The sequence below is a fragment of the Edaphobacter sp. HDX4 genome (assembly GCF_036877565.1).
Classification (GTDB): domain Bacteria; phylum Acidobacteriota; class Terriglobia; order Terriglobales; family Acidobacteriaceae; genus Edaphobacter.
The window spans coordinates 483,312-507,939 of the sequence record NZ_JAEDXW010000001.1; the positions used below are offsets into that span (position 1 = coordinate 483,312).

Sequence of the window (24,628 nt, forward strand, 5' to 3'; positions counted from 1 at the left end):
CCTTTCGCACTCAATACGTACCAAGCTTCACCCGGACCACGCTGCCCGGCGCCTTGAAGTTCAACCCCGCATCCGTCTCGTCGCCGTTCCATAACCGACTCGGCTGCCACTTCGTTCCCGTGTACGTTCCCTGTTCCACCGTTAGCAGCTGCGCCTGCTTCTCTCCCGCGGGAGGTGTCACCCGGAAGTTCACTCTCGCATCGATACCAGCCACCAGAAACTCATCCGGACCAAGCTGCGCCACCATCACCCGCCCCATGTGCAACGCAGCCGTTAGCGAAAGCCCACCCGTATCCGCGCTCGCCGCATACGCGGGAGGGAAGCTGACCAGAGCACTCCACCGGCCGAACGTCAGCTCCACCTGTTCCAGCCCTGGCTCCTCTACCGCGGTCCGCACCTTCCCCGCGAACTGCAGCTGCGCCAGCTCATCGGCGATGGGGCTCAGCAGCTCATAGTTCTGCGCCAGGCCTGTCTGCTCGTAATCCGGCTTACCGTCCGCACTCACAGGCGCAAAATTATCCAGCCCGAAAGGAGCAAACCCGATCGTCCCCGCTCCGATCGCCAGAAAAAGATTTCTTGCCGCTCCCTGACTTCCCGGAAAATGCCCGAACCCATGTGTCTCCGGAATGAACAGCGGATTATCTGGCCTCTTGAACTGCTCCATCACATCGCGATACCGCTCCGTATTGGGAACGTAGATATCAGGGGCGAGAATATCGATCGCAGGAGCCGCAACCTTCCACACCGCCAGCATGTTGCTTGTCGGGCCGCCGCTCGGGTAATCCTCTCCCGGAATCGTCAGCACCGGGTATCCGCGCGGACTCTTCAACCAGTTGTTCACATACATCGGCAGAGCCAGCTCCTGTTTTCCCGCCGCCGCAATCTGGCCGATATAACGCGCTACACTCCAGGCCTGGAACGTCTCGTCCGCATCCTCCGCAAAGACCTGCCTCCACGTCCCTGCCGTCTTGCCCAGCGCCTTCACCAGAGCCTCTGGCACTGCACCCTCGAACTGTCTCTGCGCTGCAGGCGAAAAATCCCGCACGCTGCCCAGGGCTCCGGACTCGTTCTCCACCTGCACCATCACGACGGTGTGCTGGTCTCCATCCGTCTGCTTCAGTACGCGCATCAGGTGCACAAATGCCTTGCGATCTGCGTCCAGATTCGCCTCGGAGTTCGCACTCAGCACATCGATCTTCTGTCCGCCGCGCGTCACCATCCGTGGAAACCGCTGGGTATCCTGCTTCACCCAATCAGGAACGTAGTGCATCTTCCCGTTCTTCCACGTCCCGAACCACAGCAGCACCAGCCGCACATGATGCGCTCGTGCCTGTCGAATCACGTCCTCGACCACCGTATCGTCGAAGACTCCCTCGCGCGGCTCCATCTGTTCCCAGTAGATGGGAACTTCGAGCGTGTTCAGGTGCAGCGCCTCAGCCTTGGGCCAAAGCTCCTCGAGCATCGCCGGCCACCCGCTTGAGTTCCCCACCTGCGCTCCCAGCGGGAAGTAAGGCCGTCCATCGACCACCAGCGTGTAGCGCCCATCGGCGTGCTCCAGCCGCGGGAGATCCGCTGCGCGAGCCGATGCAACAAGCGCGCCCAGCGCAAAGATCATCCCGGCTGCTCTTCCAAACAGGTGCAATCTCATGCCGATGGAGTTCATCCGCACCACATTAAAACAGTCACCCTATGATTGTCTGTATCAAAAGAGAAATTTTTTCTCCATTGCTAATCCGAGATTCGGATCGTCGCCTGCCAGCAGAGAGCTCACCGCCTCTGTGTCGGCATGCGAAGCCTAGCTTGGGCTCGCCCATTTGACCCCGCCCCACCAAAGTCCTACCCTTAAAGACGTGCTCATTACCCCCGTTCAACTCTTCGACGAACCCCTCCAGATCGACGAGACCATCGCTCCCGGACTCCTCGAATACGGCCCCGACATCCGCCAGGTCTCTCCTCTTCCCGTAAAAGGGCAGGCCGATCTGCTGGTGGAGCACCGCAGCGAAGAGCGCGGCAGAAACTCCCAGGTAAACGACATTCGCCTCCGGGCCTCCTATAACGGCGAGTTCGAGATTCTCTGCGCCCGCTGTGTCGAGCCCGTTCCCCAGAACCTCTCTGGCGAGTTCGACCTCGTCTTCCGCCCCACCGAAGCCGATAGCGAGATGGGCGAACACGCAATTACCCCCGACGAGACCGAAATCGGTTATTATGAGGAGAGCGGTCTTCTGCTTGAGGATGTCGTGCGTGAGCAGGTGTTACTCTCCCTGCCCCCTCGAACCCTCTGCAAGCTGGACTGCAAGGGCCTCTGCCCTCGTTGTGGTCAGAATCAGAACCTCGCAATCTGCTCCTGCGAACAGACACCGTCTGATCCGCGTTGGAATGCTCTGGCGGGACTGGCTGACAAGATCGAGGTTAAGCACTAAAAGAGTTTTTCCGCTCCGCGTCCCGCGCCTTCGCCCGGGTCCGGGCGAAGCGAAAGGGATACTGCAATGCCTAATCCAAAACGGCGCCACTCCAAGCAGCGCACCGCCAAGCGCCGCAGCCATGATTTCCTCACCCCCACCGGTCTCTCCGAGTGCCCCAACTGCCACGAGCGCAAGCTGCCTCATCGCGCCTGCCGCAAGTGCGGAACCTACAAGGGTCGTGATGTCCTTACGGTCAAGGAAGCCAGCTAAGTACCCTTCTGCCAATAGAAATCCTGTTATTGTTTCCTGATGCCGATCGACATCGTCGTTGACGCGATGGGTTCCGACAAGGCCCCCGATCCAGAGATCCGCGGGGCCGTTCTAGCGGCACGCCACTACGACGTGCGTGTGCACCTGGTCGGACCAGAAGAGATTCTGCGCCCCATCCTCCGCCAGCACGTCCGACATCAGAAGCACCTTCCCATCTTCATCGCCCCCGCCTCCGAGTGGATCACCATGGGCGATAAGGCCGCCCAGGCAGTCCGCAGCAAGCGCGACTCCACCATGCGTGTGGGCCTCAAGATGGTTCGCGAAGGGGTCTCCTCCCGCGCAACCTCCGGGCACGGAAAAGCCGCCGGCTTCTTCACGGCAGGAAATACCGGCGCCGCCATGGCCACCGCCAAGATGGTCCTGGGGATGCTCTCCGGCGTCGACCGTCCCGCCTTGGCCAGCACCGTCCCGACAACGCGCGGAACCCCTTCCCTCATCCTCGACGTCGGAGCTAACGTCGACTGCGACCCCGACAATCTGGTCCAGTTCGCCGTCATGGGCCACATCTTTGCCCAGAACGTCCTCAAGATCCCCAACCCTCGCGTCGGCCTGCTCTCCATCGGCGAAGAAGACTCCAAGGGGAACTCCCTCACCCGCGACACCCTGCCCCTCCTGCGTGCGCTTCCGGGAATCAACTTCGTCGGCAACGTCGAGGGCCGCGATATCTACAACGGAAACTGCGACGTCACCGTCTGCGACGGCTTCGTCGGCAACGTCGCCCTCAAGGCGTCCGAAGGAATCGTCCGGCTGGTAAGTCACACCCTCCGCGATGCCCTTAAATCCACAGTCACCTCCCAGGTGGGAGCCCTGCTCTCCCGTCGCGCCTTCGGCGACTTCAAAAAGCGTCTCGACTACAACGAGTACGGCGGAGCGCCCCTGCTCGGCGTCCGCGGCGTCTGTATCGTCGGCCACGGCTCCTCGAATGAGAAAGCCATCATGAACGGCATTCGTGTCGCCGCCGAGTTCGCGCACGCCGAGGTCAATCCCGGCATCGAAGCTGCCCTGGACACCTCCGTAGCTACCCAGCCGTAGCTCTGCCGCTACGGCAGTCAAGGGTATTTTGATGCAAGCTGCTGATTCGGCGTGGCTTAAATCTGCCGTTTCACCCAATCCGGGCGCCTATACTTAAGATTAGCTGGATTAGCGCCGAAACTCAGGCTTCCCGGATGGCGGGATCTTGGGCAGTTTCCGTAAGTCTTTGCAAATCAATAATTTAGCCCCCGAGGTCCGGACCTATGTCGTTTTGAATCAAGAATTTGCGCAAAAACAGGGTACCCTGCCACCCCTTTCGGGATGACAGTAAGCTGTCCATTTGCATCCTATCTTCAGAGAAAGAGGGTCGCGAAAAGGAATGATATTCGGCAAGCTTTGCAGCACCTTTGCTGTCTCGGTTCTCTCCTTCGGTCTGTTGGTTCCTCCCGGACTCGCTGAACAACGAAGCGACGCTCACGCTCAGCAGCTGGTCAAGGTCGCTGTTGATACCGAGATCGCTGCCGATTCTAACGATCACTCCCGCTGGCGCTATCGCTCCACCGTCCGCCGCCCCGAGGGAGAGTTCGTCTACGAAGTGGTCGAGACCGATAACGGCTCCATCAAAAAGAAGATCCGCCAAAACGGCCAGCCGCTCAGTCCCGCTGATCTCGACAAGGAAAATCAGCGTATCCAGTCCTTTATCCACGATCCCTCCCAGCAGGAGAAGCAACGCAAGGACAGCCAGCAGGACGATAAGCGGGCCGAAGAGATGCTGCGTCTGCTCCCGAACGCCTTCCTCTGGACGATCAAGTCAGACACTCCTCAGGAGACGACGTTTTCCTTCGTCCCGGATCCGAACTTCAACCCTCCTTCGATGGAGGGACGAGTCTTTGCCGCCATGGCCGGAGAGATCACCGTAGCCAAGCCGGAAAACCGCATCCAGCGCATCTCAGGGAAGCTGATCCATGACGTAACCTTCGGATTCGGTCTGCTGGGACGAATGGAACAGGGTGGAACCTTCAATGTCGAACGCCGCTCGCTCGCACCGAAGATATGGCAGATCACTGAATCCCACGTCCACATTCAGGGTCACGTTCTGCTCTTCAAAAACATCAGCGAGCAGGAGGACGAGATAAAGACCGACTTCCGCCCGACACCGCCCGCAACCACGCTGGAACAGGCGGCAAATCTTCTTCGCGGCGAACCCACGGCTCTTTCGGCAAGACGCTGAACCTGCCAGAGTCTCGTCAGAACAGCTCCGCAGTCTATTCTTGGTAAATGCCCGGGCATCCGTATAAATTCACTGACCGCGAACTCCTCAACCGCATCGAGCGCTCGGCGGGACAGCGTGCTGGATACAAACAGCTGGTGCGGGAGCTGGGCCTGGGAGGCGGACGAGAACGGCGCCTGCTGCTCGAACAGCTCACTCGGATGGCGGCGCGAGGAGCCCTTGTCAAGATCGATAAAGAACAGTGGAGCCTTCCCTCCGCGACCCCGTCACGAACGGCTCGCGCTCCGCGAAACACGTCGTCGACAACTGAAGCTCATCCCACCCGCGATCGCCTCGTCGCCGGACGGATCGACCTGCACCGCGACGGATATGCCTTCGTCCGCCCCAACGGAAGCACAAATCGCGAAGACGACCTCTTCATCCCGCCCAACGAGATCAATGGAGCCATGCAGGGTGATGAGGTTCTCGTCGACGAGGCTCCACGCGATCGTGAAGGACGCCGTTCGGGCAGGGTCGCTCGCGTGCTTACACGCCGCAATCCGACCGTCGTCGGGATCTTCCACTACGCAAAGTCCCATCGCCGCAGCCCATGGGAAGACATGCCGCTGGCGAAAGGCAACTACGTTATGCCCTTCGACGAGCGCACGACCCAGCCGATCCTGATCGTCGAGGGTGATGAGATCGTCCCTGAGTCTACCGCAACGCCGCACCGTGTTCTTGGCGAAGAGGCCCAGGAGCAGAAGCGGCAGTGGACTGCGGCAGAAGATCCGCTGCGCCCGCTCGAAGGCCTCGCCGTGGACGTCGAGATCACTGGCTATCCCACGCCGGGAAGACCTGCTCGCGGACGCGTGATCGAGGTCCTCGGGCCGCCGGATGCCTTCGGGGTCGACGTCGAGATTGTCATTCGCAAGCACCATCTCCCGCGAGTCTTCCCCGCGCAGGTCCTCGCCGAGGCCTCTGCCTCCGCGAAACAGACGGTCGATACCCTGGCAGCCGATGAGATTACAAGGCGCCGCGACTTCCGCGGTCTTCCCATCGTCACGATCGACGGCGAAACGGCGCGGGACTTTGATGACGCGGTGTACATAAAACCGCTCGCGAATGGAAACTGGCAGCTGCAGGTTCATATCGCAGACGTGAGCCACTATGTCAGACCCGGCACGGATCTCGATCTGGAAGCACGGCTGCGAGGCAATTCCGTCTACTTCCCGGATCGCGCGATTCCGATGCTCCCGAATGATCTGTCGAGCGGGATGTGCAGTCTGCGCCCGGACGAAGATCGCCTCGTCCAGAGCTGCCTGATGGAGATCGACCCACGCGGCGAGGTGGTCGGCTTCGAGGTATGCGAAGGCATCATCCGCAGCGCTCGGCGCATGACCTACACGCAGGTGCAGGCCATCCTGGATGGCGATGCGGCAACGCGTCTTCAGTTCAGCGATCTGGTGGGAGAGTTTGAGCAGATGCATCAGCTTGCGCTTCTCCTGAATGCAAAACGAAGGCGTCGTGGTTCCATCGACTTCGACCTGCCGGAGCCAGTTGTGCAGTTCGACCCGGACGGCAACATGCAGGCCATCGTTCGCTCCGAGCGAGGCTGGTCTCATCGCCTAATCGAAGAGTTCATGCTCGCGGCCAATGAATGCGTTGCCCACTGGATTGAGAGCAATGGGATTGCGGGCATCTATCGCATCCACGAGACTCCTGACCCGAAGCGCATCGTCGATTTCGAGGAGACGGCCGCGCAGTTCGGATACACGCTCGGTTTCAGCAACCTCCCGGTCAAGCGGGTGCAGACGCGAGGAGATCGTCGCGATGTGCGCGGACGTGGTCGTCAAGCCCAGACACATGAGATTCCCGACGCAATTCCGGTAACGCCGCAGATGTACCAGAAACTGACTGCGAAGATTCAGGGTAAGCCGGAGGAGCGCATTCTCTCGTACCTGATGCTGCGCTCACTGAAACAAGCCAGGTACAGCGAACAGAACGTGGGACACTTCGCACTTGCCTCGCCCAGTTATACGCACTTCACCTCGCCGATCCGGCGCTACCCTGACCTGATCGTTCATCGCCTGCTTCGGTACCTCCTCCACAGTGGAGCCGACTCGAAGGGATTTCCCATTCCGAGTAGCGAGCCGCAACCGTGGGGCGTCGAGAAGCCGACCAAGAAAACAATTCCCTCGCCTCGATCGGAACGGGAAGGTCCTCTACCGCAGGACGAGCTGAACGCTATCGCTGCCGAGTCCAGTCAGACCGAGCGCAGGGCGGACGATGCTGAGCGCGAGCTGATCGAGTGGAAAAAGATTCGTTTCATGCAGGACCGTGTCGGCGACGACTTCACCGGCATTATCCTCTCGTGCACAAAGTACGGCTTCTTCGTCGAGCTGGACGAGCTGTTTATCGAGGGCATGGTCCCTCTGGCCGGCCTGCAGGATGACCGCTACTTCTTCCGCGACACGGACAGAACGATCGTGGGGGGAAGGAACGGACGGGTCTTCAAGATCGGACAGCGCGTTCACGTCCTGCTTGACCGTATCGACCGCCAACAGCGTCGCCTGCAGTTCGCTCTGCTGCCCTCGGAATATGAGAACGCTGCTGCCCCACGGTCTCTGCGGCGATCGAAGCGAGAGGATAGTCATACCAGCCCGGACCGGTCAGGAAAGCCGAAGCGAAAAGGCAAGACGAAGAAGCGCCTTCGCGATCAGAAGGCAAAAGGAAAACGTGGTTAGACGAGCTGAACGAGGAATCATCGTAGAATAGAGGTGTTGAAGGAGCGATAGAAGACTCATGGCGCACATGGTGTTTTGCACGAAGTACAAGGCAGAGATGGAGGGTTTGGACGAGCCGCCGTTCGACTCTGACTTCGGCCAGAAGATCTACAAAAACGTATCTAAGAAGGCATGGGGCGAATGGGTGGAACGGCAGAAGATGCTGCTGAACGAATACCGTCTGCAGCCATGGACACGCGAGGCACAGGAGTTCCTGGTTGAGCAGATGAACGAGTTCTTCTTCGGCGAGGGAGGTTCACTCCCGAAGGAATACGTTGCTCCCACGAACTAAGGTCGCTCGTGTACACTTAACCTAAATAACCCCGCTGCCGTCCGCCCGGACTGCAGGCAAAAAGTCGGGACGTGGCTCAGCCTGGTAGAGCGCACCCTTGGGGTGGGTGAGGTCGCTAGTTCGAATCTAGTCGTCCCGACCATTTATTCCAATCAGTTACCAATCTCCGACACAGCAAATAGGTGCAAATAAGGGTGCAGAAGGGTTCAGTTAGCCTAAACCCTTACTTCTGCCCTTTGAACTGCCTCGCCATTGATGAGTGCAGCGAGTGCGTTCTGTGCCATTCGCTTATCCTCGGTGACAGCCTGAGCGTACAGCTCAAGAGTAATGTCTGCCGTGGCGTGCCGCATGAGTTCCTGAGCCGTCTTCACGCTTGCCCCCAACGACATTAGAAGAGTCGCAGCGGTACGCCTGAAGGTGTGCCATCCAATGCGTTTCTGGATGCCTAGCCGTTTTGCTGCCGGGAGGATGTGTCGGCGAAGCAGCATATCCGGCCAGTAGGGACGTTCTCCAAACGAGATAGGAGACGCAAATACCCAGTCAGAGGGCTTTGTGTACTCTGCCTTCTTACGCCAGTCTACAAGGGCCTCTGCAAGGTCGTCCGACATCGGCAGAGGCTTCCGTGATGTTTCCGTCTTCGGCTTGCCTTCGATCTGGTCAACCAGACTCCGAACGACACGGATAGTACGCCGCTCGAAGTCGAGGTCTTCCCATTTCAAACCGAACAGTTCACCACGCCTCATGCCTGTGATGGCTGCAAGCATGGTGACAGTTCGGGCAGGTTCGCAAAGTTCATCTAGGATTGCGCGAATCTCCACCGGAGTAAGGATCTCCGGTTGTTCTACGCGCTTGCTGCTGCATCGTACAAGTGAGATGGGATTGCTAGCTGCCCACTTGTAACGCATAACCGGCTCAGGCTTCCCAAGGAAGAAGAGGTCAAATCTATTAGGGGTTGCCCTAGTTGTCCGGGCACAGCGGCGGATCTATTTTCAGGCCAGTAGTGAATGACTCGTTCTGGAATCTCCGCCCGTCTCGCCAGCGAACCGAAATGAAGAATTCGAGCGGGTGCGGGACCACCTGATCGGTTCATAAGCGATTGAGTTTCGCGATCCTATCAAGATCGAGTGGATGCGTGCGAAGGCACTCACGTTTTTAGGATCTTCTTCAGGCCGGGTATCGAGAAGGCTTTTCGGATCGAGCGGGAAGACCGTTTCCGTGTGACTCGTGAAAAGTAAGTCAAAGGAGAAAAGGATATGGCAACACAAGCAATGCCAAAGAGCAATTCGCAGCCGGTGGCCCTCGCGCAGATGCAAAGCGACTGGACGAAACCATCGGCAATGGCGATTCCGAAAGAGGGATATTTCAAACCCGAGAATGGACGATACGGAGCTGTCTATCCGAAGACACCAGCAAACTACGGCTTCACGATTATCGCAAAGATCAAGCCGGGAACCGAGAGAGCTATTCGCGGATACGGGAACAAAATCCAGGAGACGATAGCAGGTCTGCCTGAGGCTCTTGAAGTGTTGAAACTTCACTACCTCAGGTGGGTCCTCTTCGATATAGGTAGCGACAAATACTTCATGTACCAGGGAATCTTTGATACCGATTTCGATAAGTACACCGAAGACGCGGTAGCTCTCTTCGGCAAATACGGACTGAACACAGTTTTCGAGAACCTTGAAGGTTTTCCGGAGGACTGGAAGACGAACGTCCCGGCATTCATCAAATTCGTTCGCGAACACCAGTGCCCAAGCTTCCTGGAATACGCGGAGTATCCTTATGCCTCGGCCGATGAGATTAAGAAGGCATTGCAGCTAAAGGCGAAGTTTTCCGAAATGCTCGACCTGATGCAGTAGAAGCCAGGTTCAGGTCGAAGAAGCTGCACGCTCATCGCCGTTTTCATTGTCCGGCGACATACGACACGGCCTTACGAACGGAGAAGATAATGGCGGCACAGGTGAGTCCGCGGCTCCTTCGTGCTCGCCAGCAACCATTGCATCCCTATACCAATCCTCGCAGGCTGTAGGGCCATTCCACACGTGCGGGGCAAGACCGTCGAGGATCGATCCATGCGCGGCGAAAAGAGCTGTCATGGCCTTCACGTCACCTCTGTTATAGGCCTCGATGTAATGGCGCACCGCAACCACCGGATCTGCTTCAGATATGTTACAGGAATAGCCACATAGGCACTATCACTCGCCACGTTGGCGTGCTATGTGGTAACGCTAGGCACCCCCATGCTATGGGATTCAAATTACATGGCAAACAGATCACGCAATCGGGTGCGATGTTTACGGTAGCTCTTCGGAAACTCGCAGATGTTTGGCTCATCGTTTCCTGGGCATGGACTAAAGGCACTGTGAGGGCAACATAGGCGGCATGAGTTGGGGTCAAGCATCGTGCCCTTGAACCGGTGCTCACAAGCGTCCCCGCCCAAGCGGAGATAGGGGTTGATGAGGTGGATTTTCCTTCTACAGTGACTTGCAAGAGCTTCCAAGAGCATCCGATGCCTGAGCTCGAAGACCTTCAGCACTTCCTTATCACGCGGCCCCACGCGCTTGTTGCCCGCTACGAGTTCTTATCGTTTCGCAAGGCAGAGGCAGGACGTGCGTGGCTGAACGGCCTCATCGATAAGGTGGGTACGGCAAGCTCGGTCGCCTCCAGCAATCTCGACTCACGATGGGTGACGGTAGCATTCACGTGGAACGGCCTGCGGACATTGGGTGTCGATGAATCGTCGCTGACCAATTTCCCTGAGGAGTTCCAACAGGGAATGGCAGCGCGCGCGACGATTCTAGGTACGACCGGCGCAAACCACCCTGATCATTGGGTTGGAGGGTTGGGCAGCCCTGAACTCCACGCCATCGTCATCTTGTTCGCACGCGACGTCGTCGAACGCGAACGATGCCGGAGAGAACACGAAGAATATCTCAGGGGACTTCCAGATGTGGAGGTTCTCTCGTCTCTCGACCTTGAAGCCATCGCACCGTACGGCCATGCACATGAACACTTCGGATATCGGGATCGTCTCTCCCAACCTGCGATCGAGGGATTCGGTGTCGAGCCGACGCCCGGGTCAGGTCCGCCGATCAAAGCGGGTGAATTTTTTCTAGGCTATCCCGACGAAGAAGGCTCCTGTGTATTGCCACAACCTGAGATTCTCACCCGCAACGGAAGCTACCTCGCATACCTCATGATGGAGGAGCACGTAGGCAGGTTTCGTGATTTCCTTCGACAAAACGGAGCGACGCGGGAAGAGCAGGAGCTCGTAGCAGCCAAGCTGATGGGACGCTGGCGCAGCGGCGCACCGCTCGTACTGGCGCCGGACAAAGATGATCCTGAACTTGGCGGGGATTTGCAGCGCAATAACGATTTCAATTACGGAGAGATGGACCCTCATGGTTATGGCTGTCCGCTTGGGGCACACGCCCGCCGGATGAACCCGCGCGACACAGCGGCGAACATGCAAAGGCGCAAGATGATCCGGCGCGGAGGCACCTATGGACCGGCCCTGCCGGAAGACGCCCCCGAGGATGGCATCGAGCGAGGCATCGCCGCCTTTATCGGTTGTGCCAGTCTGGTCCGCCAATTCGAATTTGCTATGAATGTCTGGGCAAACGATCCTAACTTTCACGAGTTAGGGAACGAACGGGATCCGATCTTCGGCACGCAGGACGGTTCTTATGACATGACGATCCCGAAACGGCCGATTCGACGGAAGATCAAGGGCCTGCCAGCCTTTACGACGATACGTGGAGGAGCTTACTTCTTCCTGCCTGGCATCAGGGCACTTCGATACCTTGCGGCGCTGGGAAATTAACACAAGAGCCGGCCGTTGGAGCAATGAAAGGATCCTTCGATGAGTGCATTGAAAGCTTCAGCAAGGACGTACAACCAGACTCATGTTCCGCGAAGATACGCACCGGGCAAACGTCGCATCAGCATCTACTGGACGTGGAGCTACCCATGGGAGTCGCAACGTGATACCGCGGCGATGGAAAATCGTTTTTCCACGATAACCGAGGTCCGTAACGTCGCGTGGCCAGCCTACGAAACGCCTGAGTTTAGCGCCGCCCAGTTTCTTCAGGGCATCGCCGGAACACTCGAGTTATTCCACCGCTCCACGCTCAGCTTTCAGCAGATCGCCGGCGAAGTCACAGGCTATCCCGTTGCCGTATTCCAGCGCATTGACCAGGCAGGATACAAACTTCCGATCGACGAACGAATCCTCGAAGACACCGACACGCTGATGGTGTTTGGCCTCGACCATCTGCTCTCTGAACAGGAAGCCGCGCCGGAAGAGATCGCAGCCATACGCGAGTGGCTCCAACGAGAAGGCACTTGCCTTTTGCTCGCTCCGCATCACGACGTCGGCTTCACTAGCAATATGGAGCAGCGCCAGATGGAATACGAGCACCACGGCGACCGGCTTGTCCCACGTCAGCAGCGATTCAGCCAATACACCCGTTCATTGATGAAGGCACTTGATGTCCCGGTGATCAACCAGTATGGGCTACGTCCTGCGGTGGTCAAGGACACCAAAGAAATCGCGCCGCTCACGACCTTTCGAGACTTCGACAAACTTGGGCTACTCAATCATGTCCCAACGTTCAATTTCCATCCTCACCTGCCGCACTACGAACTCATCCCCCAAAACGGCGAATCCGTGCATGTGCTCGCCCGCCAGCCCATTGATCCGGATCGCCCGCATCCCTTTACGGCGGCGGGCAATAAAGAGTTCAACTGCCTGCTCTGGATGCCTCCCAAGGATCAGCGGGGCGGTAATCTTCTTCTCATTGACTCGACGCACTTCACCACGCTCTTCGGTGGAACTGACAGCCTTGAAAATCTCTGGCGAAACCTGGCTCTGATGAAATGAGATGTAAGGGAGATTGGGGAGTAGTGGGAACCCGCAAATCCACCGCATCCATGTGGATAGTCTCGTTCATTCTGGCTGCCGTTTGTGCCTTGAACCGCCCTACTCAAGCGCAAGTCAGAGGTGTCTACCCAACGGGAATGAGCGCCACAAACTCAGGGGTAACACCAGAGCCCGGATTTACTTACGCAAACCTCTTCCTGTTTTACGGACGCGACACACTCCGTGGGACCGATGGCGAGATCACCGCCACAGGACGACACTCACTGTTGATGGACATGAACAGCTTCGCTTGGGTAAGCAAGCCCCTACGGACATTGGGAGGAGCGCTCTATTCGGCATCTGCCACCCTTCCGGTTGCCGATAATTCGCTCAGCTCCGATGAAGATGGTTCGATCAGTGGAGGCGGCGGATTTGCCGACTCGTACTATCAGCCGCTGATTCTCGGTTGGCGGAAGAAACGCGCTGACATTCGGACAATCTACGGTTTCCTGGCTCCCACGGGCAGATTCAATGCTGGCGCAAATGATAATGTCGGCTCCGGCTATTGGACGCATGTGTTAGCGGCAGGCGAAACCGTCTACCTGACGAAGAACAAGGCAACTGCGATCTCGGCCTTCGAGATGTACGAATTTCATGGGGTGCAGCAGGGCACCCAGATTCATCCTGGCGAGACCTTCGACCTCGATTATTCGTTGACCCACGTCTTCCCGCTGCAAAGTGACCTGAGCCTGCAACTAGGGCTGGTCGGCTATGGGCAATATCAAACCACGGACAAGACCGGACCAAACATCACGCTGGCCCAGTCCACCGCACATTACAAGGTCAACGCCCTTGGGTTCACATCGAATGTGACCTTACCGGCCCGGAAAGTGAGCACTGGGGTTAAATTCTTTAAAGAATTCGCTGACAAGTCGACGTTCCAGGGATATTCAGTACAGATTTCGATCGCAGTCTCTTTCTAGCGTAGATGTGCGAGTTCGATTTTCTGAAATCCTATCTCAGGCTGATAAATCTATCGTCAGGCAATTGGACGCAGGCGTCGTGTGGCAGGTGCAAAGGGTATCCAGAGCGACGAAGATCGCTAGCGGCGAGGGGTTACGCGGCAGACCATTTCTATACGTCGCTGTCGATGCGGTTCAATTGCCCCCGTGCTCAGGCACTGATCTATTCGAGCACCGGAACCAGAGTCATGTCGGAGTCTGAGAAGACTAAACGGAGCAGATCTTCGCCGCCAAGGTATGCTGGAGTCCTACATGGAACCAGTCACCCACTTCATGACCGGCGCCGTTCTGTCGCGCAGCGGCTTCAATCGCAAAGCCGCTTACGCAACTCTGGCGATGACGCTGGCTGCGGAAGCTCCGGACCTGGATGTGCTGTGGTCCTTAAAGGGGCCGGTCGCGGGGCTTGAGTATCACCGCGGATGGACTCACACGTTTTTGGGAGTACCGTTCGAGGCGGCCATCGTAACCGGCGCGGTGTGGTTGATTCATCGTCTCCTGCAACGAAGGGCAATGCCGAGAGCTTCTCATTATGGTGAACCGGATCCGCCTGTGCGATGGATGCGAATCTACTGGTTTTCCGTGATCGCGCTCCTCTCGCATATCCTGCTGGACTGGACAAACAATTACGGCGTACGGCCGTTCTTCCCTTTCAATCCACGTTGGTATGAAGGATCGATCGTCTTCATCTTCGAGCCGGTGATGTTTCTTCTGCTGCTGGCAGCGCTGACTGCACCCGCTCTCTTTGGTCTGGTGGGAAGCGAGGTCGGCGCCCGGCGTTCGCCGTACCGTGGACGGGGCTGGGCGATTGCTGCACTGACAGGAATCGTCGGATTGTGGAGTCTGCGTTTTGTAGAGCGCCAGAAGGCCATGGAGCTGACCCGGCAGGCAGGTCTGCGACAGGAGCAGATCGTGCGGATGACCGCAGACCCGTTTCCCGGAAATCCGTTCCGCTGGCAGACGGTGACGGAGACGCCGCTGGCATTCCAGGTGGCAAGGGTCAACACGCTGACCGGCGAGGTCAGCTCAAGTTCGCAGGCCGATGTGTACTATAAGCCGCCGAGCACCCTGGCGGCGCTGGTTGCAAAGCGCAGTTGGCTTGGTCACGTATACCTGGACTGGTCCCAGTTTCCCCTGGTCAACGACATCGGCGAGACTGAAGACGGCCTCACAACCGTTACCTTTCGCGATCTCCGCTTCCTGTATGGAACCTCGATCTTGGGGCGGGACGGGGTGCCTCTCGCCGGCACCGTCTTCGTCAACGGCGACCGTCGCGTCGACCACATGGAGATGAACGGACACATCCAGCGCTAGCGATCGTAGCTTTTCTGCAACCGCCGCTCTCCAGTTCGGCTAGAATCTAGAGACCGAGGTTTCTATGGCTGCCTATTTCGCTCTACTCGTCGCTGTTCTAAGCCGCATCCTGCCGCATACCTTCCAAGCCACGAGCGTGGGTTTCACCGCTGTGGGCGGAGGCCTGCTCTACTTTGGTGCGCGTCGCAGCCGATGGCATGTCATCCCTGCCGTCCTGACATTGATGGCGACTGACGTCTACCTCACGCTGTACGTCTATAACTACCCCTTCCACGTGAGCGAGTATGTCGTCACCTGGCTCTGGTACGCTGCCGTCTTCCTTATGGGCAGCCAGGTCCTGGCTCACAAGCAATCTGCCCTGCGCGTTGCGGGAGCTGTGCTTGCTACTTCGACCTCCTTCTTCATCCTCAGCAACATGGTGGTCTGGTGTGCAGGAATGATGTATCCGCACACTGCAGCCGGACTGCTCGCCTGCTATGTTGCCGCAATTCCCTTCTACGCCAACGATCTGATGTCGACGGCAATCACGGCAGGTGCCTTCTTCGGTCTTCCGGCGCTGGCGCGCAACATCACTGTCAACCTGCGCGAGAGCCTCCACAATCAGCGGCCTGCGTAAACGTTCTTACCTCGGGCAAACAGAAAGGGCTGCGATCATTCGCAGCCCTTTCTGTTTGCGCTAAAGAGCGCCTAGTCGGGAATATCGCTGACGTCGCGTTCGGAGGCTAGAGAGTCACCTTTTCGCCGATCGAAGACCTTGCGCATCACCCAGATCCCAATGAGAAGGATGAGCGCACAGGCAAAAGCCAGGACATAGCCCAGATGGTCCTTCATCGCCGTACCCATCGTTGCCACGATCTTCGGGCCGTAGAGGATGGTGATGATGGCCTCGGCCATAAAGCGAATGAATTTCCCCAGCAGAATGGCGCCGAAAAAGGACAGGGTACGCATCTCGAAGACACCGGCGGCGATCTCAAACAGCTTTACCGGCATCGGCGGAGGCATCATCGCCGGAATCATGATGGCGAGGAACTCCTGGCGTTCGAACTTGTCCCGAAGCTGCTCGTAGCGTTCGCGATTGATGCGCTTCAGCAGGAACAGCTCCCCACCAGCACGGCCCAGATAGAACGGAAGCATGCTGCCGATGGCAGAACCCAGGGCAGCCATAAAGCAATACAGCACAAACCGCGCATGGTCGTGCACAACAAACTCGATGACCATGGCATCGAGGGGGACAGGGATCGCCGCCGAGTCAATAATCGCCAGACCGCCGAGTCCCCAGGCGCCGAAAGGCGTGAGAGCAGCCATCAGGCCGGCATTCAAAGCGTTCAATTTATGGAGCCAAGCGCTTGCAGGGGCAATCTTCACGGGATAGCTCTTATTTTACATTTGCTTAGATGCGTCGTCCCGTCCATGGTCCGTTCTTCCCCGCAGTAACTCCAGCGCATGAGGAAGCAGGGGCAGGACTGCCTGGAGGGAGTTCTGTGCGCCAGCTGGACTTCCGGGCAGATTGACGATCAGCGCAGTCCCAACGGTCCCGCAGACCGCCCGGCTGAGGGCAGCGAGAGGAGTCTGGAGAGCACCTGCCGCACGCATCCTTTCGGCCAGGCCTTCGACGAGGCGCTCGCAGACCATCCGGGTGGCCTCAGGGGTCACATCTCGAGGTGCAAGTCCTGTGCCTCCAGTAGTTACGATAAGATCCGCCGCCTCGGTTCCTCGTCTCAACGCGGAGATAATCATCTCCAGCTCATCCGGCACAATCTCGCTGACAACGGGATTGAGGCCTGCCTCCTGGAGTAGGGCAGCCACTGACGGACCTGAAAGGTCCTCCCTGGATCCTCTGAAACAACTATCGCTTACGGTGATGACCAAAGCGCGAGTATCCACGGCGAATCCTGAGTTCATCTGGTAAGTCTACGATCTTTCGGATCTTTGTCGTATGGAACCTCTCGCCGAGGCCCTGCGAATGATGAGAAAATGAAAGTAGACGACGTGGTTACCTGCAGAGGACGGGTTAAGCATCTTTTTAGTAACAGCAACTTCAGCGCGTCTCAGCCGTCTGACCAATGATACCCGATGCCTTCACTCGAGACTCCACCCAGCTCCGCGCCACCGACCCCTCCTAATAGAGTACGGACGAACCGGTACGGCGACCTTGAAGAACATGAGCTGATTCATCTGCTCGATGCTCTCGATGATGAGCGCGCGCGTGCGCGGTTTCGTGAGGCAGTTTACATCTCCATCATCATCTGGCTGGCCATCGGATGGTTCGTGCTCTACGGGCCTCAGGTCATCTTCCACCAGCCCCACCTGATCAATCCTGCGGATGTCCTCAAGGAGCGCGACAAGCAGCTGACGTACCTCGACATGCCAAAGGATATCGGCAAGCATCTTCCGAAGAAGCCGACCGACGTCATCAGCGATAAAGATCGCGTCCAGCAGACGAAGAAACCAAGCATCGATCGCAAGACCTTAGAACAGCTGCAGGCGATGCGCCGGTCCGGCGCACCAGGAGCCATAACGGCGCCTCCTGCACCGCAGCCAGCGACGCCCGCACCGGCTCCCCCTCCGCAACAGCAGGCACAGCAGCAACCCCAGCAGCCGTTGCCGCAGCATCCTCCACAGCAGCCCCAGCAGGCCACAATTGAGGCACCACGGCCGGCTCCTACGCGGCCAAACTTCGGGAACCAGCCTCTCTCCGCAGGCGACGCGATCCGGCAGGCGGCCCAGCAGGCAGCGCAGAATCCCGGCCAGGGCGGAGACTATGGTGCAAATATCCCAGTCGAGCACCAGGGACTCAATACGGGCGTCGATATTCTCTCCGATACGATGGGAGTCGACTTCAACCCTTACCTCCGCAGGATTCTGCGCCAGATCTACAACACCTGGCTTCCACTGATTCCAGAAGAGGCCCGTCCCCCGCTCAACAAATCCGGCGAGACCCTCATCCGCTTCTCCATTCTTCCGGACGGCCGCATCGGAGCCATGAATCTCGACGGATCCACGCAGGATCAGGCGTTAGACCGCGCTGCCTGGGGCTCCATCACCGGAGTAGGGCAGTTTCCTCCGCTCCCCAAGGAGTTTCACGGTCCGAACCTCGAGCTGCGGATCCACTATCTCGTCAACAAGAGGACGGAGTAGACATCCTCGATGGCCCTGCCTCTTCCGGAACGTCTTAGCCGGGAACGCCGCCAGCAGATTCGAGGATTGATACTGCTGGCTCTGGCCGTCCTGCTGTTCAGCATATTCCGCGCCGGGCCGCACCGGGTCTTCCCCATGGGATGGTGGAGACTTTGGTGAGCTCCGAAGATGTGCCCCTGATTGTGCTGGCGGGACCAACCGCCAGCGGAAAGACCTCTCTGGCCATCCGCCTGGCGGAGCGCTTCGGCGGCGAGATCGTCTCCTGCGACTCCGTCGCGGTCTACCGAGAGATGGAGATAGGAACGGCCAAACCGACGCATGAGGAACGCAGTCTGGTTCCTCACCACATGATCGACATCGCCTGGCCCGATGAGCAGGTCACTGCCGGAGAATACAGCCGCCTTGCCCGCGAGGCACTGGCCGGAATCTCATCGCGAGGAGCTATACCTATCGTCGCAGGAGGAACCGGCCTCTATCTGCGCGCCCTGATCGATGGTCTCTTTCCTGCGCCTGCCGCAAGACCGGAGCTGCGAGACCGTCTGCGTCGCCGGATCCAGACTCTTGGACCTGACCGGGGGCCCGCCCACCTGCACCGGATCCTCTCCCGGCTCGATGCCGCAGCAGCCGCGGAGATCCACCCCAACGACGTTCCGAAGGTGATTCGCGCCATCGAAGTCTCCCTTGCGGCGAACGCCGATGGACCTGGACGAACGCCGATGAGGGAACAGTGGAAGCAGGGACGAGACCGGCTGACGGGCTATTGCATCCTCCGGCTCGGACTCAATCCGCCGAGAGCGAGACTCTACGAGCGCATCAATGAACGAGCAGCAGCGATGTTCGGGCGGGGCCTTATGGAAGAGACCTCCAGGCTCCTTGAGCGATATGGCCGTGACTGTAGAGCTCTGGGTTCTCTCGGCTACGCGCAGGCTGCAGCCGTACTCGCAGGAGAGCTAACTCTCGATGCGGCGGTTGCGCAGGCCCAGCAGGGACACCGCAACTACGCAAAGCGGCAACTCACCTGGTTCCGCCGCGACGAGCAGATGCACTGGCTTACTGGTCTTGGCAGCGAGACGGATATAGTCGAAGAGGCCTTCCGCCGGGTGGAGGAGTTCCTTAGACGGCATCGAGACTCGCTCCCGCAATAACCCCGCGCTTCTACAATAGTCCTATGAATTACTTCGAGGTATTTGGCCTTCCTGAGAAGCTTGTCATCGACACCGCGGCTCTTGAAAAGCAGTTCTATGGCCTCAGCCGCAAACTTCATCCCGACCGCTTTGCGGCGCGACCGGCCGAGGAACAGGAACAGGCATTGAAGCAGTCTTCGCAGCTGAACGACGCCTATCGAACGCTGAAGGACCCCATCCTTCGCACCCAATACCTGCTGAAGCTTCATGGCGTCGAGCTGGAAGAGCAGTCGAAGGCAGCCACCGATGCCGCGCGGCAGGGCGGTGGGGAGAAGAAGCAGATCGTTCCTCCTGAGCTGCTGGAAGAGGTCTTCGAGCTGAACATGCAGCTCCAGGAGATGCGGATGGCGAAGCAGATGGGCGAAGACGAACCCGAGTTACGACGCGACCTGATGACCGCTAAGGACACCTTCGACGCAAGAATGGTGGAGACGCAGGAGGAGCTTGAGGAGCTTTGGAAGAAGTGGGATGTGGCTGTGGACGCCGATGACGATACCGCCAAAGCAGCGACCCGCGACGCTATGGTTAACCTTCTCAACAAACGAAGCTATCTGCGGAACCTCGTGCGCGACGTCAACGAGGCTCTCGAATAGCGATCCTGGACCTACTTCACCACTTCCCCTCGATTATTGGTCGCCCAGTCCTGAAAGGAACCGTCGTACAACATGACTGGGTGGCCGAGGACACGTGCCGCAAAGAGCGTGGCCGTGGCCTGTGCGCCCAGGTGGCAGTAGGTGACGATGGTGTCGCCAGTCTTGACGCCAGCGTCTGAAAAGACCTTGTTCAACTGCGCCAGGTCTACCTCGGAGTTGCCGCTGAAGACCTGGTTGAAGGGAATGTTGACCGCGCCGGGAATATGCCCAGACTTTCCGAAGGTGGGATCGGCACCGTCATAGAAGTTTGGCGTGCGGGAATCGATCAGCTTATAGTCCGGGTGTTCTGCGATCGAGCGCACCAGGTCCGCATCGGCAACAAGGTTCTTTGCCGGACCGATGGTAAGTCTTCCCGGCGTGACATCGGGAACCGTTGTCGTCACCGGTTTGCCCGCAGCGGTCCACGCAGCCAGCCCGCCGTTCAGCAGTGACGTGTGGTCCCCAAGACCCATGTATTCGAGAGCGAAGATGACGCGGGTGGTCAGCTGAAAAGGGCCGTCCTTGCCCGAGTAGACAATGATGTGGCTCCCGTCCGAAATTCCTACGGAGGTTAGCTTGGTACGAAGCTCCTCCGGCGGCAAGAGCTCCAGCGACAGCTTGCCGGGCGCTGCCTTCATCGGTGAGGAGACATCCTGGACAGTCAGCAGACGCGCCCCTGCGATATGGTTCGTCGCATAGGATTTTTCTGAACCCACTTCAAGGATCACGGTATTCGGATCGTTCTGATGCTTCGCGAGGTAGTCGACGTCCACCAGAAGCGGAGCCGCTGGACGCTGGGCCAGCATGGAACTTGAGAAGAGGAGAATCAGGAGAAGACGAAGAGTTCTCATCGCAACCGGCCTTTCGTTCATCGTGTGCAGGGAACCTCTGGGATGAGACAAGATCATAATTCAGCCTCTCCGTTTATGCTCGAAAGATGCCGTCGCTTCCCTCTACAGAAGCCGAGATCGATGACTTCATCAAAGCGTTCGAGGAATGTACGCTGCCGAAGTCAGAGTGGACCCATGCCGCTCATCTCCTGACCGGTGCATGCTATGTGCATCGGCACGGACGCGAAGCTGCACTCGAAAAGATGCGGAGCTGCGTCCGCAGATATAACGAATCCGTGGGTGGAAAAAATACCGCCACCAGCGGGTATCACGAGACCATCACGGTCATGTGGATCCGCCTGCTGGCCGCATTGCGCGGCGAACATCCAGCGCTTGACCGGGCCGCCTTTGCGCTGCTTGCGGTCGAGCAGTACTCCGATAACCGCGACATCTTCCGCCAGTACTATGACTTCGATCTGGCCGCTTCTACCCAGGCGCGGCTCGAATGGGTGGAGCCTAATCTTAAGCCGCTGGACTAAGCCTGCTCCAATCCCATCCACTGCGCTTCGCTCTCTATAATCTTCGCTATGGCGACCGCCCCTACGGCCGAAGAACAGATCGAGAAGCTGCGCGAAGATATTCGTCACCACGAGTATCTCTACTATGTCCTGGACGCGCCGGAGATCACCGACGCGCAGTACGACGCAATCATGAATACCCTCAAGAAGCTTGAGGCGGAGCACCCGAATCTCATCACGTCGGACTCTCCCACACAGCGGGTCGGAGGCAAACCGCGCGAAGGGTTTGCCAAGGTCGCACATTCGCGGCCCATGCTGTCTCTCGACAATGCCTATAACGAGGAAGAGCTGCGGGCGTGGGATCAACGCGTTCGCGCAGGGCTTCCAGCGTCCGACACCGTCCAGTATGTCTGCGAGCTAAAGCTCGATGGCTTGTCCATGGCTCTTCAATACTCGCCCGGCGCCAACGGAACATCGCAGCTGGAACGCGGGCTTACCCGTGGCGATGGCACCACCGGCGAGGACGTCACCACCAACGTAAGGACCATCCGTTCCGTGCCCTTGAGCGTGAGCACGAAAAAGCTCAGTGCAGCGAAGCTTCCAGCTTCGTTCGAAGTGCGCGGCGAGGTTGTGTTGCCCCAGGCAGCCTTCCTGAAGATGAACGAGGAACGGGTCGCCCAGGGAATGGCTCCTGCTGCCAATCCGCGCAACGCTGCGGCAGGAACGATCCGAACGCTGGAGCCCAATATCGTTGCACAACGACGGCTCGATCTCTACGGTTACTTCCTTCTTCGCGAGGGTGAGACCTTCCTTCCGTCTCACAGCCAGACACTGGACGCTCTCAAAACTTCCGGTTTTCGTGTCAATCCGCACACCAAAACGGTAAAGACTATTGACGGCGTTCTGGACTTCATCACGAAGGCAGAACCGCTCCGCGAGACGCTTGGGTACGAGATCGACGGCGTGGTGATCAAGGTGGACTCGACCGCACAGCAGCGCCGTCTCGGATTTACCGGCAAGGCACCACGCTGGGCTATCGCGTATAAATTCGCCGCTCGTGCCGCCGTTACCCGGCTTGAAGATGTGCACTTCCAGGTGGGGCGTACGGGGAAGGTGACGCCGGTCGCTGTACTGGTCCCGGTGCTGATCGGAGGAACGACCGTCACGCGGGCGACCCTGCACAACGCCGACGAGATCGCCCGCCTCGGTGTAAAGATCGGCGACTTCGTCCAGGTTGAGCGGGGCGGCGACGTCATCCCCAAGATCGTCGAAGTCGTCGAAGACAAGCAGCATCCGCGCGGCAAGACCGAGATCGTGTTTCCCGCCGTCTGCCCCATATGCGGAAGCGAGCTGATGCGGGTCGAGGGCGAGGTGGACTGGCGGTGCGTCAACAACTCCTGTCCGGCACGCGTGCGGGAAGAGCTGCTGCACTGGGCTGCGCGCAGCGTGATGAACATCGAAGGGCTCGGCGACGCCATGGTGGCGCAGTTGCTTGGCCAAAGCGCTTCCTTCAACGGCGATACAGAGGCCGTAACGGAAGAAGGCGCTCCCATAGCAACCCGCAAACCGGTGATCCATACCATCGCGGACCTCTACCGTTTGAAGCGCGAGGACCTCCTCGGGCTGGAGCGTGTAGGAGAAAAGACAGCGGACGCCCTGCTTGGGCAGATTGACCGGTCAAAGAACGCCGGGCTGGCTCGCGTGCTGCTCGGTCTCGGAATACGCTTCGTAGGCGAGCGCACCGGCCAGTTGCTCGCGCAGCATTTCGGCTCCATGAAGGCCCTTCGCGAGGCATCGGCAGAGGAGTTGGAAGCGGTTAACGAGGTGGGTCCGAAGGTTGCGCAGGCGATCGTCGAGTTCTTCGCCGTCGAGAAGAATCTGCAGCTGATCGATGATCTCGAGTCGCTTGGACTCAACATGACGGCAGAGAAGAAGGTCGTAGGTACCACGCTCGAGGGCCTGACCTTCGTGCTGACCGGAACGCTGCCTGATCTCACCCGCGACGAAGCAAAGGAAAAGATCGAAGCCGCGGGCGGAAAGGTCTCGGGAAGCGTGAGCAAAAAGACCAGCTTCGTAGTGGCAGGGGAAGATGCGGGCTCGAAACTGGATAAAGCGCAGGCGTTAGGGGTGAAAGTTCTGGATGAAGCAGGCCTGCTGGAGCTGCTGAAGGGATAACCACCAAAATCAACTTTGGTGGTTATCCCGGAAAATCTACTTTGCGGCTGCTTCGATCTCTTTCCACTCGGTGTCGCTGAGCTTTACGGACGCCGCTCCCACGTTTTCCTCAAGGTGTTCGACAGACGACGTCCCGGGGATGGGCAGCATGACCGGCGAGCGATGCAACAGCCATGCCAGTGAGAGCTGCGAGACCGTCGCATTGTGCCGCTTCGCGGCCTCGTCCAGGGCTCCGCCGGGCTGGGTCAGCTTCCCCGCCGCTACTGGGAACCATGGGATAAAGGCGAGATTGTTCTTTTCGCAGTACTCCAGCACATCCTCGTGCCTGCGGTCAGAGATGTTGTACTGGTTCTGCACGCTTACGATCTCTATTACCTTCCGCGCCTGATCGATCTCGTGCGGCTTGACCTCGCTCAGACCGACATGGCGGATCTTGCCCTGTTCCTGCAGCATCTTGATGACGCCGAGGGATTCTTCGACCGGAACCTTGGGATCGATGCGGTGTAGCTGCCACAGGTCGATGCGCTCTACCTTCAGGCGGCGCAGGCTCATCTCAACCTCCTGCTGGAGATACTCCGGCCTGGCGACCGGCAGCCAGCGATCGGGACCCTGGCGAGTCAAACCTGCCTTGGTGGCGATGACCACCCCCTGCGGGTAGGGAGCCAGTGCCTCACCGATCAGGCGTTCGCTCACCTCAGGACCATAGGAATCAGCGGTGTCGATGAAGTTCACCCCCAGCTCCACCGCGCGGCGGAGCACCTTCTTCGCGCCCTCGATGTCCTGCGGTTCACCCCAGATACCTTTGCCGGTTATGCGCATCGCGCCATATCCCAGCCGGTTGACCGGCATGTCGCCGCCGATCGCGAACGTTCCACTCGCCTTTGCGTCTGCTACAGAATTTCCTTGAGAAGTCATACGGGATTCGATGCGCTTCACTGGGTCGACGATTGTGAAGAATCAGCTATCGC

At 58.6% G+C, this 24,628-nt stretch carries 25 protein-coding genes and 1 tRNA gene; 19 read left to right on the forward strand and 7 right to left on the reverse strand.

The genetic code is table 11. The annotated features are described in order from the left end of the window. Positions 1 to 10 precede the first annotated feature (10 nt). Positions 11 to 1,648 (reverse strand): GH35 family beta-galactosidase, encoded by a 1,638-nt coding sequence (locus JAO29_RS02065; RefSeq protein WP_334266507.1) that lies wholly within the window; start codon positions 1,646 to 1,648, stop codon positions 11 to 13. Positions 1,649 to 1,850: 202 nt separating this feature from the next. On the opposite strand from JAO29_RS02065, the gene JAO29_RS02070 reads away from it, so the two are divergent. From JAO29_RS02070 to JAO29_RS02100, 7 genes are all read left to right on the forward strand, one after another. Continuing rightward, positions 1,851 to 2,420: a YceD family protein gene (locus tag JAO29_RS02070; RefSeq protein WP_334266508.1), complete on the forward strand. Its 570-nt coding sequence runs from the start codon at positions 1,851 to 1,853 to the stop codon at positions 2,418 to 2,420. 66 nt (positions 2,421 to 2,486) lie between these two features. Next, positions 2,487 to 2,672 carry a 50S ribosomal protein L32 gene (gene rpmF / locus JAO29_RS02075; RefSeq protein WP_334266509.1) on the forward strand — a complete coding sequence of 62 codons (186 nt, stop codon included), beginning with the start codon at positions 2,487 to 2,489 and terminating at the stop codon, positions 2,670 to 2,672. Between the two features lie 39 nt (positions 2,673 to 2,711). After that, positions 2,712 to 3,764, forward strand: coding sequence for a phosphate acyltransferase PlsX (plsX, locus tag JAO29_RS02080; RefSeq protein ID WP_334266510.1), 1,053 nt, complete (start codon positions 2,712 to 2,714; stop codon positions 3,762 to 3,764). Between the two features lie 319 nt (positions 3,765 to 4,083). Beyond that, positions 4,084 to 4,935: a hypothetical protein gene (locus tag JAO29_RS02085; protein WP_334266511.1), complete on the forward strand. Its 852-nt coding sequence runs from the start codon at positions 4,084 to 4,086 to the stop codon at positions 4,933 to 4,935. Positions 4,936 to 4,982: 47 nt separating this feature from the next. Next, the gene (locus tag JAO29_RS02090; protein ID WP_334266512.1) at positions 4,983 to 7,658 is read left to right on the forward strand and encodes a ribonuclease R family protein; all 2,676 of its coding nucleotides are present in this window, start codon (positions 4,983 to 4,985) and stop codon (positions 7,656 to 7,658) included. A gap of 58 nt (positions 7,659 to 7,716) precedes the next feature. After that, complete coding sequence (locus tag JAO29_RS02095) at positions 7,717 to 7,989, forward strand: oxidative damage protection protein (protein WP_334266513.1); 273 nt, start codon at positions 7,717 to 7,719, stop codon at positions 7,987 to 7,989. A 65-nt stretch (positions 7,990 to 8,054) separates the two neighbouring features. Then, a tRNA-Pro gene (locus JAO29_RS02100) sits at positions 8,055 to 8,131 on the forward strand. Between the two features lie 73 nt (positions 8,132 to 8,204). Here the strand turns inward: JAO29_RS02100 and JAO29_RS02105 are convergent. Continuing rightward, positions 8,205 to 8,894 (reverse strand): tyrosine-type recombinase/integrase, encoded by a 690-nt coding sequence (locus tag JAO29_RS02105; RefSeq protein WP_334266514.1) that lies wholly within the window; start codon positions 8,892 to 8,894, stop codon positions 8,205 to 8,207. A gap of 348 nt (positions 8,895 to 9,242) precedes the next feature. Here JAO29_RS02105 and JAO29_RS02110 point away from each other — a divergent pair, with 348 nt between their 5' ends. Next, positions 9,243 to 9,848: a hypothetical protein gene (locus tag JAO29_RS02110; protein WP_334266515.1), complete on the forward strand. Its 606-nt coding sequence runs from the start codon at positions 9,243 to 9,245 to the stop codon at positions 9,846 to 9,848. A gap of 9 nt (positions 9,849 to 9,857) precedes the next feature. On the opposite strand, the gene JAO29_RS23340 is transcribed toward JAO29_RS02110, so the two are convergent. Then, positions 9,858 to 10,139, reverse strand: a complete 282-nt coding sequence (locus JAO29_RS23340) for a nuclear transport factor 2 family protein (RefSeq protein ID WP_442886291.1) — start codon at positions 10,137 to 10,139, stop codon at positions 9,858 to 9,860. A gap of 359 nt (positions 10,140 to 10,498) precedes the next feature. Between JAO29_RS23340 and JAO29_RS02115 the strand changes: the two genes are divergently transcribed. The 5 genes from JAO29_RS02115 (at position 10,499) to JAO29_RS02135 (ending at position 15,799) form a co-directional block, all read left to right on the forward strand. Beyond that, on the forward strand, positions 10,499 to 11,812 hold the full coding sequence (locus tag JAO29_RS02115) for a Dyp-type peroxidase (RefSeq protein WP_334266516.1): 1,314 nt from the start codon (positions 10,499 to 10,501) through the stop codon (positions 11,810 to 11,812). 39 nt (positions 11,813 to 11,851) lie between these two features. Continuing rightward, positions 11,852 to 12,871 carry a hypothetical protein gene (locus JAO29_RS02120; RefSeq protein WP_334266517.1) on the forward strand — a complete coding sequence of 340 codons (1,020 nt, stop codon included), beginning with the start codon at positions 11,852 to 11,854 and terminating at the stop codon, positions 12,869 to 12,871. Positions 12,872 to 13,008: 137 nt separating this feature from the next. Next, a complete protein-coding gene (locus tag JAO29_RS02125; protein ID WP_334266518.1) occupies positions 13,009 to 13,833 on the forward strand; it encodes a SphA family protein in 825 nt (274 codons plus the stop codon). A 291-nt stretch (positions 13,834 to 14,124) separates the two neighbouring features. Continuing rightward, entirely contained in the window at positions 14,125 to 15,183 is a 1,059-nt protein-coding gene (locus JAO29_RS02130; protein ID WP_334266519.1) for a metal-dependent hydrolase, read from the forward strand. Between the two features lie 64 nt (positions 15,184 to 15,247). Then, positions 15,248 to 15,799, forward strand: coding sequence for a DUF6580 family putative transport protein (locus JAO29_RS02135; protein WP_334266520.1), 552 nt, complete (start codon positions 15,248 to 15,250; stop codon positions 15,797 to 15,799). 71 nt (positions 15,800 to 15,870) lie between these two features. On the opposite strand, the gene JAO29_RS02140 is transcribed toward JAO29_RS02135, so the two are convergent. Together JAO29_RS02140 and JAO29_RS02145 are read right to left on the reverse strand one after the other, a co-directional pair. After that, on the reverse strand, positions 15,871 to 16,548 hold the full coding sequence (locus JAO29_RS02140; protein ID WP_334266521.1) for a YqaA family protein: 678 nt from the start codon (positions 16,546 to 16,548) through the stop codon (positions 15,871 to 15,873). Between the two features lie 15 nt (positions 16,549 to 16,563). Further along, the gene (locus JAO29_RS02145; protein ID WP_334266522.1) at positions 16,564 to 17,085 is read right to left on the reverse strand and encodes a MogA/MoaB family molybdenum cofactor biosynthesis protein; all 522 of its coding nucleotides are present in this window, start codon (positions 17,083 to 17,085) and stop codon (positions 16,564 to 16,566) included. A 171-nt stretch (positions 17,086 to 17,256) separates the two neighbouring features. On the opposite strand from JAO29_RS02145, the gene JAO29_RS02150 reads away from it, so the two are divergent. The 4 genes from JAO29_RS02150 to hscB are packed head-to-tail and all read left to right on the forward strand — an operon-like array spanning position 17,257 to position 20,098. Further along, positions 17,257 to 18,321: a TonB family protein gene (locus JAO29_RS02150; protein ID WP_334266523.1), complete on the forward strand. Its 1,065-nt coding sequence runs from the start codon at positions 17,257 to 17,259 to the stop codon at positions 18,319 to 18,321. Positions 18,322 to 18,330: 9 nt separating this feature from the next. Beyond that, positions 18,331 to 18,480: a hypothetical protein gene (locus JAO29_RS02155; protein WP_334266524.1), complete on the forward strand. Its 150-nt coding sequence runs from the start codon at positions 18,331 to 18,333 to the stop codon at positions 18,478 to 18,480. After that, a complete protein-coding gene (miaA, locus tag JAO29_RS02160; protein ID WP_334266525.1) occupies positions 18,474 to 19,466 on the forward strand; it encodes a tRNA (adenosine(37)-N6)-dimethylallyltransferase MiaA in 993 nt (330 codons plus the stop codon). Before JAO29_RS02155 ends, miaA begins: the two co-directional genes overlap by 7 nt. 23 nt (positions 19,467 to 19,489) lie before the next feature. Beyond that, positions 19,490 to 20,098 (forward strand): Fe-S protein assembly co-chaperone HscB, encoded by a 609-nt coding sequence (hscB, locus tag JAO29_RS02165; protein WP_334266526.1) that lies wholly within the window; start codon positions 19,490 to 19,492, stop codon positions 20,096 to 20,098. An 11-nt stretch (positions 20,099 to 20,109) separates the two neighbouring features. On the opposite strand, the gene JAO29_RS02170 is transcribed toward hscB, so the two are convergent. Continuing rightward, the gene (locus JAO29_RS02170; protein WP_334266527.1) at positions 20,110 to 20,988 is read right to left on the reverse strand and encodes a sulfurtransferase; all 879 of its coding nucleotides are present in this window, start codon (positions 20,986 to 20,988) and stop codon (positions 20,110 to 20,112) included. A gap of 86 nt (positions 20,989 to 21,074) precedes the next feature. On the opposite strand from JAO29_RS02170, the gene JAO29_RS02175 reads away from it, so the two are divergent. After that, positions 21,075 to 21,506 (forward strand): hypothetical protein, encoded by a 432-nt coding sequence (locus JAO29_RS02175; RefSeq protein ID WP_334266528.1) that lies wholly within the window; start codon positions 21,075 to 21,077, stop codon positions 21,504 to 21,506. A gap of 48 nt (positions 21,507 to 21,554) precedes the next feature. Further along, a complete protein-coding gene (gene ligA, locus JAO29_RS02180; RefSeq protein WP_334266529.1) occupies positions 21,555 to 23,660 on the forward strand; it encodes an NAD-dependent DNA ligase LigA in 2,106 nt (701 codons plus the stop codon). Between the two features lie 36 nt (positions 23,661 to 23,696). Here ligA and JAO29_RS02185 read toward each other — a convergent pair whose 3' ends face one another. Next, positions 23,697 to 24,575 carry an aldo/keto reductase gene (locus tag JAO29_RS02185; RefSeq protein ID WP_334266530.1) on the reverse strand — a complete coding sequence of 293 codons (879 nt, stop codon included), beginning with the start codon at positions 24,573 to 24,575 and terminating at the stop codon, positions 23,697 to 23,699. Between the last annotated feature and the right edge of the window lie 53 nt (positions 24,576 to 24,628).

Bases quoted from the DNA above. Each gene is read 5' to 3' on its own strand.
- JAO29_RS02065 (WP_334266507.1), bottom strand. From the start codon at position 1,648: ATGAGATTGCACCTGTTTGGAAGAGCAGCCGGGATGATCTTTGCGCTG.
- rpmF (WP_334266509.1), top strand. From the start codon at position 2,487: ATGCCTAATCCAAAACGGCGCCACTCCAAGCAGCGCACCGCCAAGCGC.
- plsX (WP_334266510.1), top strand. From the start codon at position 2,712: ATGCCGATCGACATCGTCGTTGACGCGATGGGTTCCGACAAGGCCCCC.
- JAO29_RS02085 (WP_334266511.1), top strand. From the start codon at position 4,084: ATGATATTCGGCAAGCTTTGCAGCACCTTTGCTGTCTCGGTTCTCTCC.
- JAO29_RS02090 (WP_334266512.1), top strand. From the start codon at position 4,983: ATGCCCGGGCATCCGTATAAATTCACTGACCGCGAACTCCTCAACCGC.
- JAO29_RS02095 (WP_334266513.1), top strand. From the start codon at position 7,717: ATGGCGCACATGGTGTTTTGCACGAAGTACAAGGCAGAGATGGAGGGT.
- JAO29_RS02105 (WP_334266514.1), bottom strand. From the start codon at position 8,894: ATGCGTTACAAGTGGGCAGCTAGCAATCCCATCTCACTTGTACGATGC.
- JAO29_RS02110 (WP_334266515.1), top strand. From the start codon at position 9,243: ATGGCAACACAAGCAATGCCAAAGAGCAATTCGCAGCCGGTGGCCCTC.
- JAO29_RS02115 (WP_334266516.1), top strand. From the start codon at position 10,499: ATGCCTGAGCTCGAAGACCTTCAGCACTTCCTTATCACGCGGCCCCAC.
- JAO29_RS02120 (WP_334266517.1), top strand. From the start codon at position 11,852: ATGAGTGCATTGAAAGCTTCAGCAAGGACGTACAACCAGACTCATGTT.
- JAO29_RS02125 (WP_334266518.1), top strand. From the start codon at position 13,009: ATGAGCGCCACAAACTCAGGGGTAACACCAGAGCCCGGATTTACTTAC.
- JAO29_RS02130 (WP_334266519.1), top strand. From the start codon at position 14,125: ATGGAACCAGTCACCCACTTCATGACCGGCGCCGTTCTGTCGCGCAGC.
- JAO29_RS02135 (WP_334266520.1), top strand. From the start codon at position 15,248: ATGGCTGCCTATTTCGCTCTACTCGTCGCTGTTCTAAGCCGCATCCTG.
- JAO29_RS02145 (WP_334266522.1), bottom strand. From the start codon at position 17,085: ATGAACTCAGGATTCGCCGTGGATACTCGCGCTTTGGTCATCACCGTA.
- JAO29_RS02150 (WP_334266523.1), top strand. From the start codon at position 17,257: ATGCCTTCACTCGAGACTCCACCCAGCTCCGCGCCACCGACCCCTCCT.
- JAO29_RS02155 (WP_334266524.1), top strand. From the start codon at position 18,331: ATGGCCCTGCCTCTTCCGGAACGTCTTAGCCGGGAACGCCGCCAGCAG.
- hscB (WP_334266526.1), top strand. From the start codon at position 19,490: ATGAATTACTTCGAGGTATTTGGCCTTCCTGAGAAGCTTGTCATCGAC.
- JAO29_RS02170 (WP_334266527.1), bottom strand. From the start codon at position 20,988: ATGAGAACTCTTCGTCTTCTCCTGATTCTCCTCTTCTCAAGTTCCATG.
- JAO29_RS02175 (WP_334266528.1), top strand. From the start codon at position 21,075: ATGCCGTCGCTTCCCTCTACAGAAGCCGAGATCGATGACTTCATCAAA.
- ligA (WP_334266529.1), top strand. From the start codon at position 21,555: ATGGCGACCGCCCCTACGGCCGAAGAACAGATCGAGAAGCTGCGCGAA.
- JAO29_RS02185 (WP_334266530.1), bottom strand. From the start codon at position 24,575: ATGACTTCTCAAGGAAATTCTGTAGCAGACGCAAAGGCGAGTGGAACG.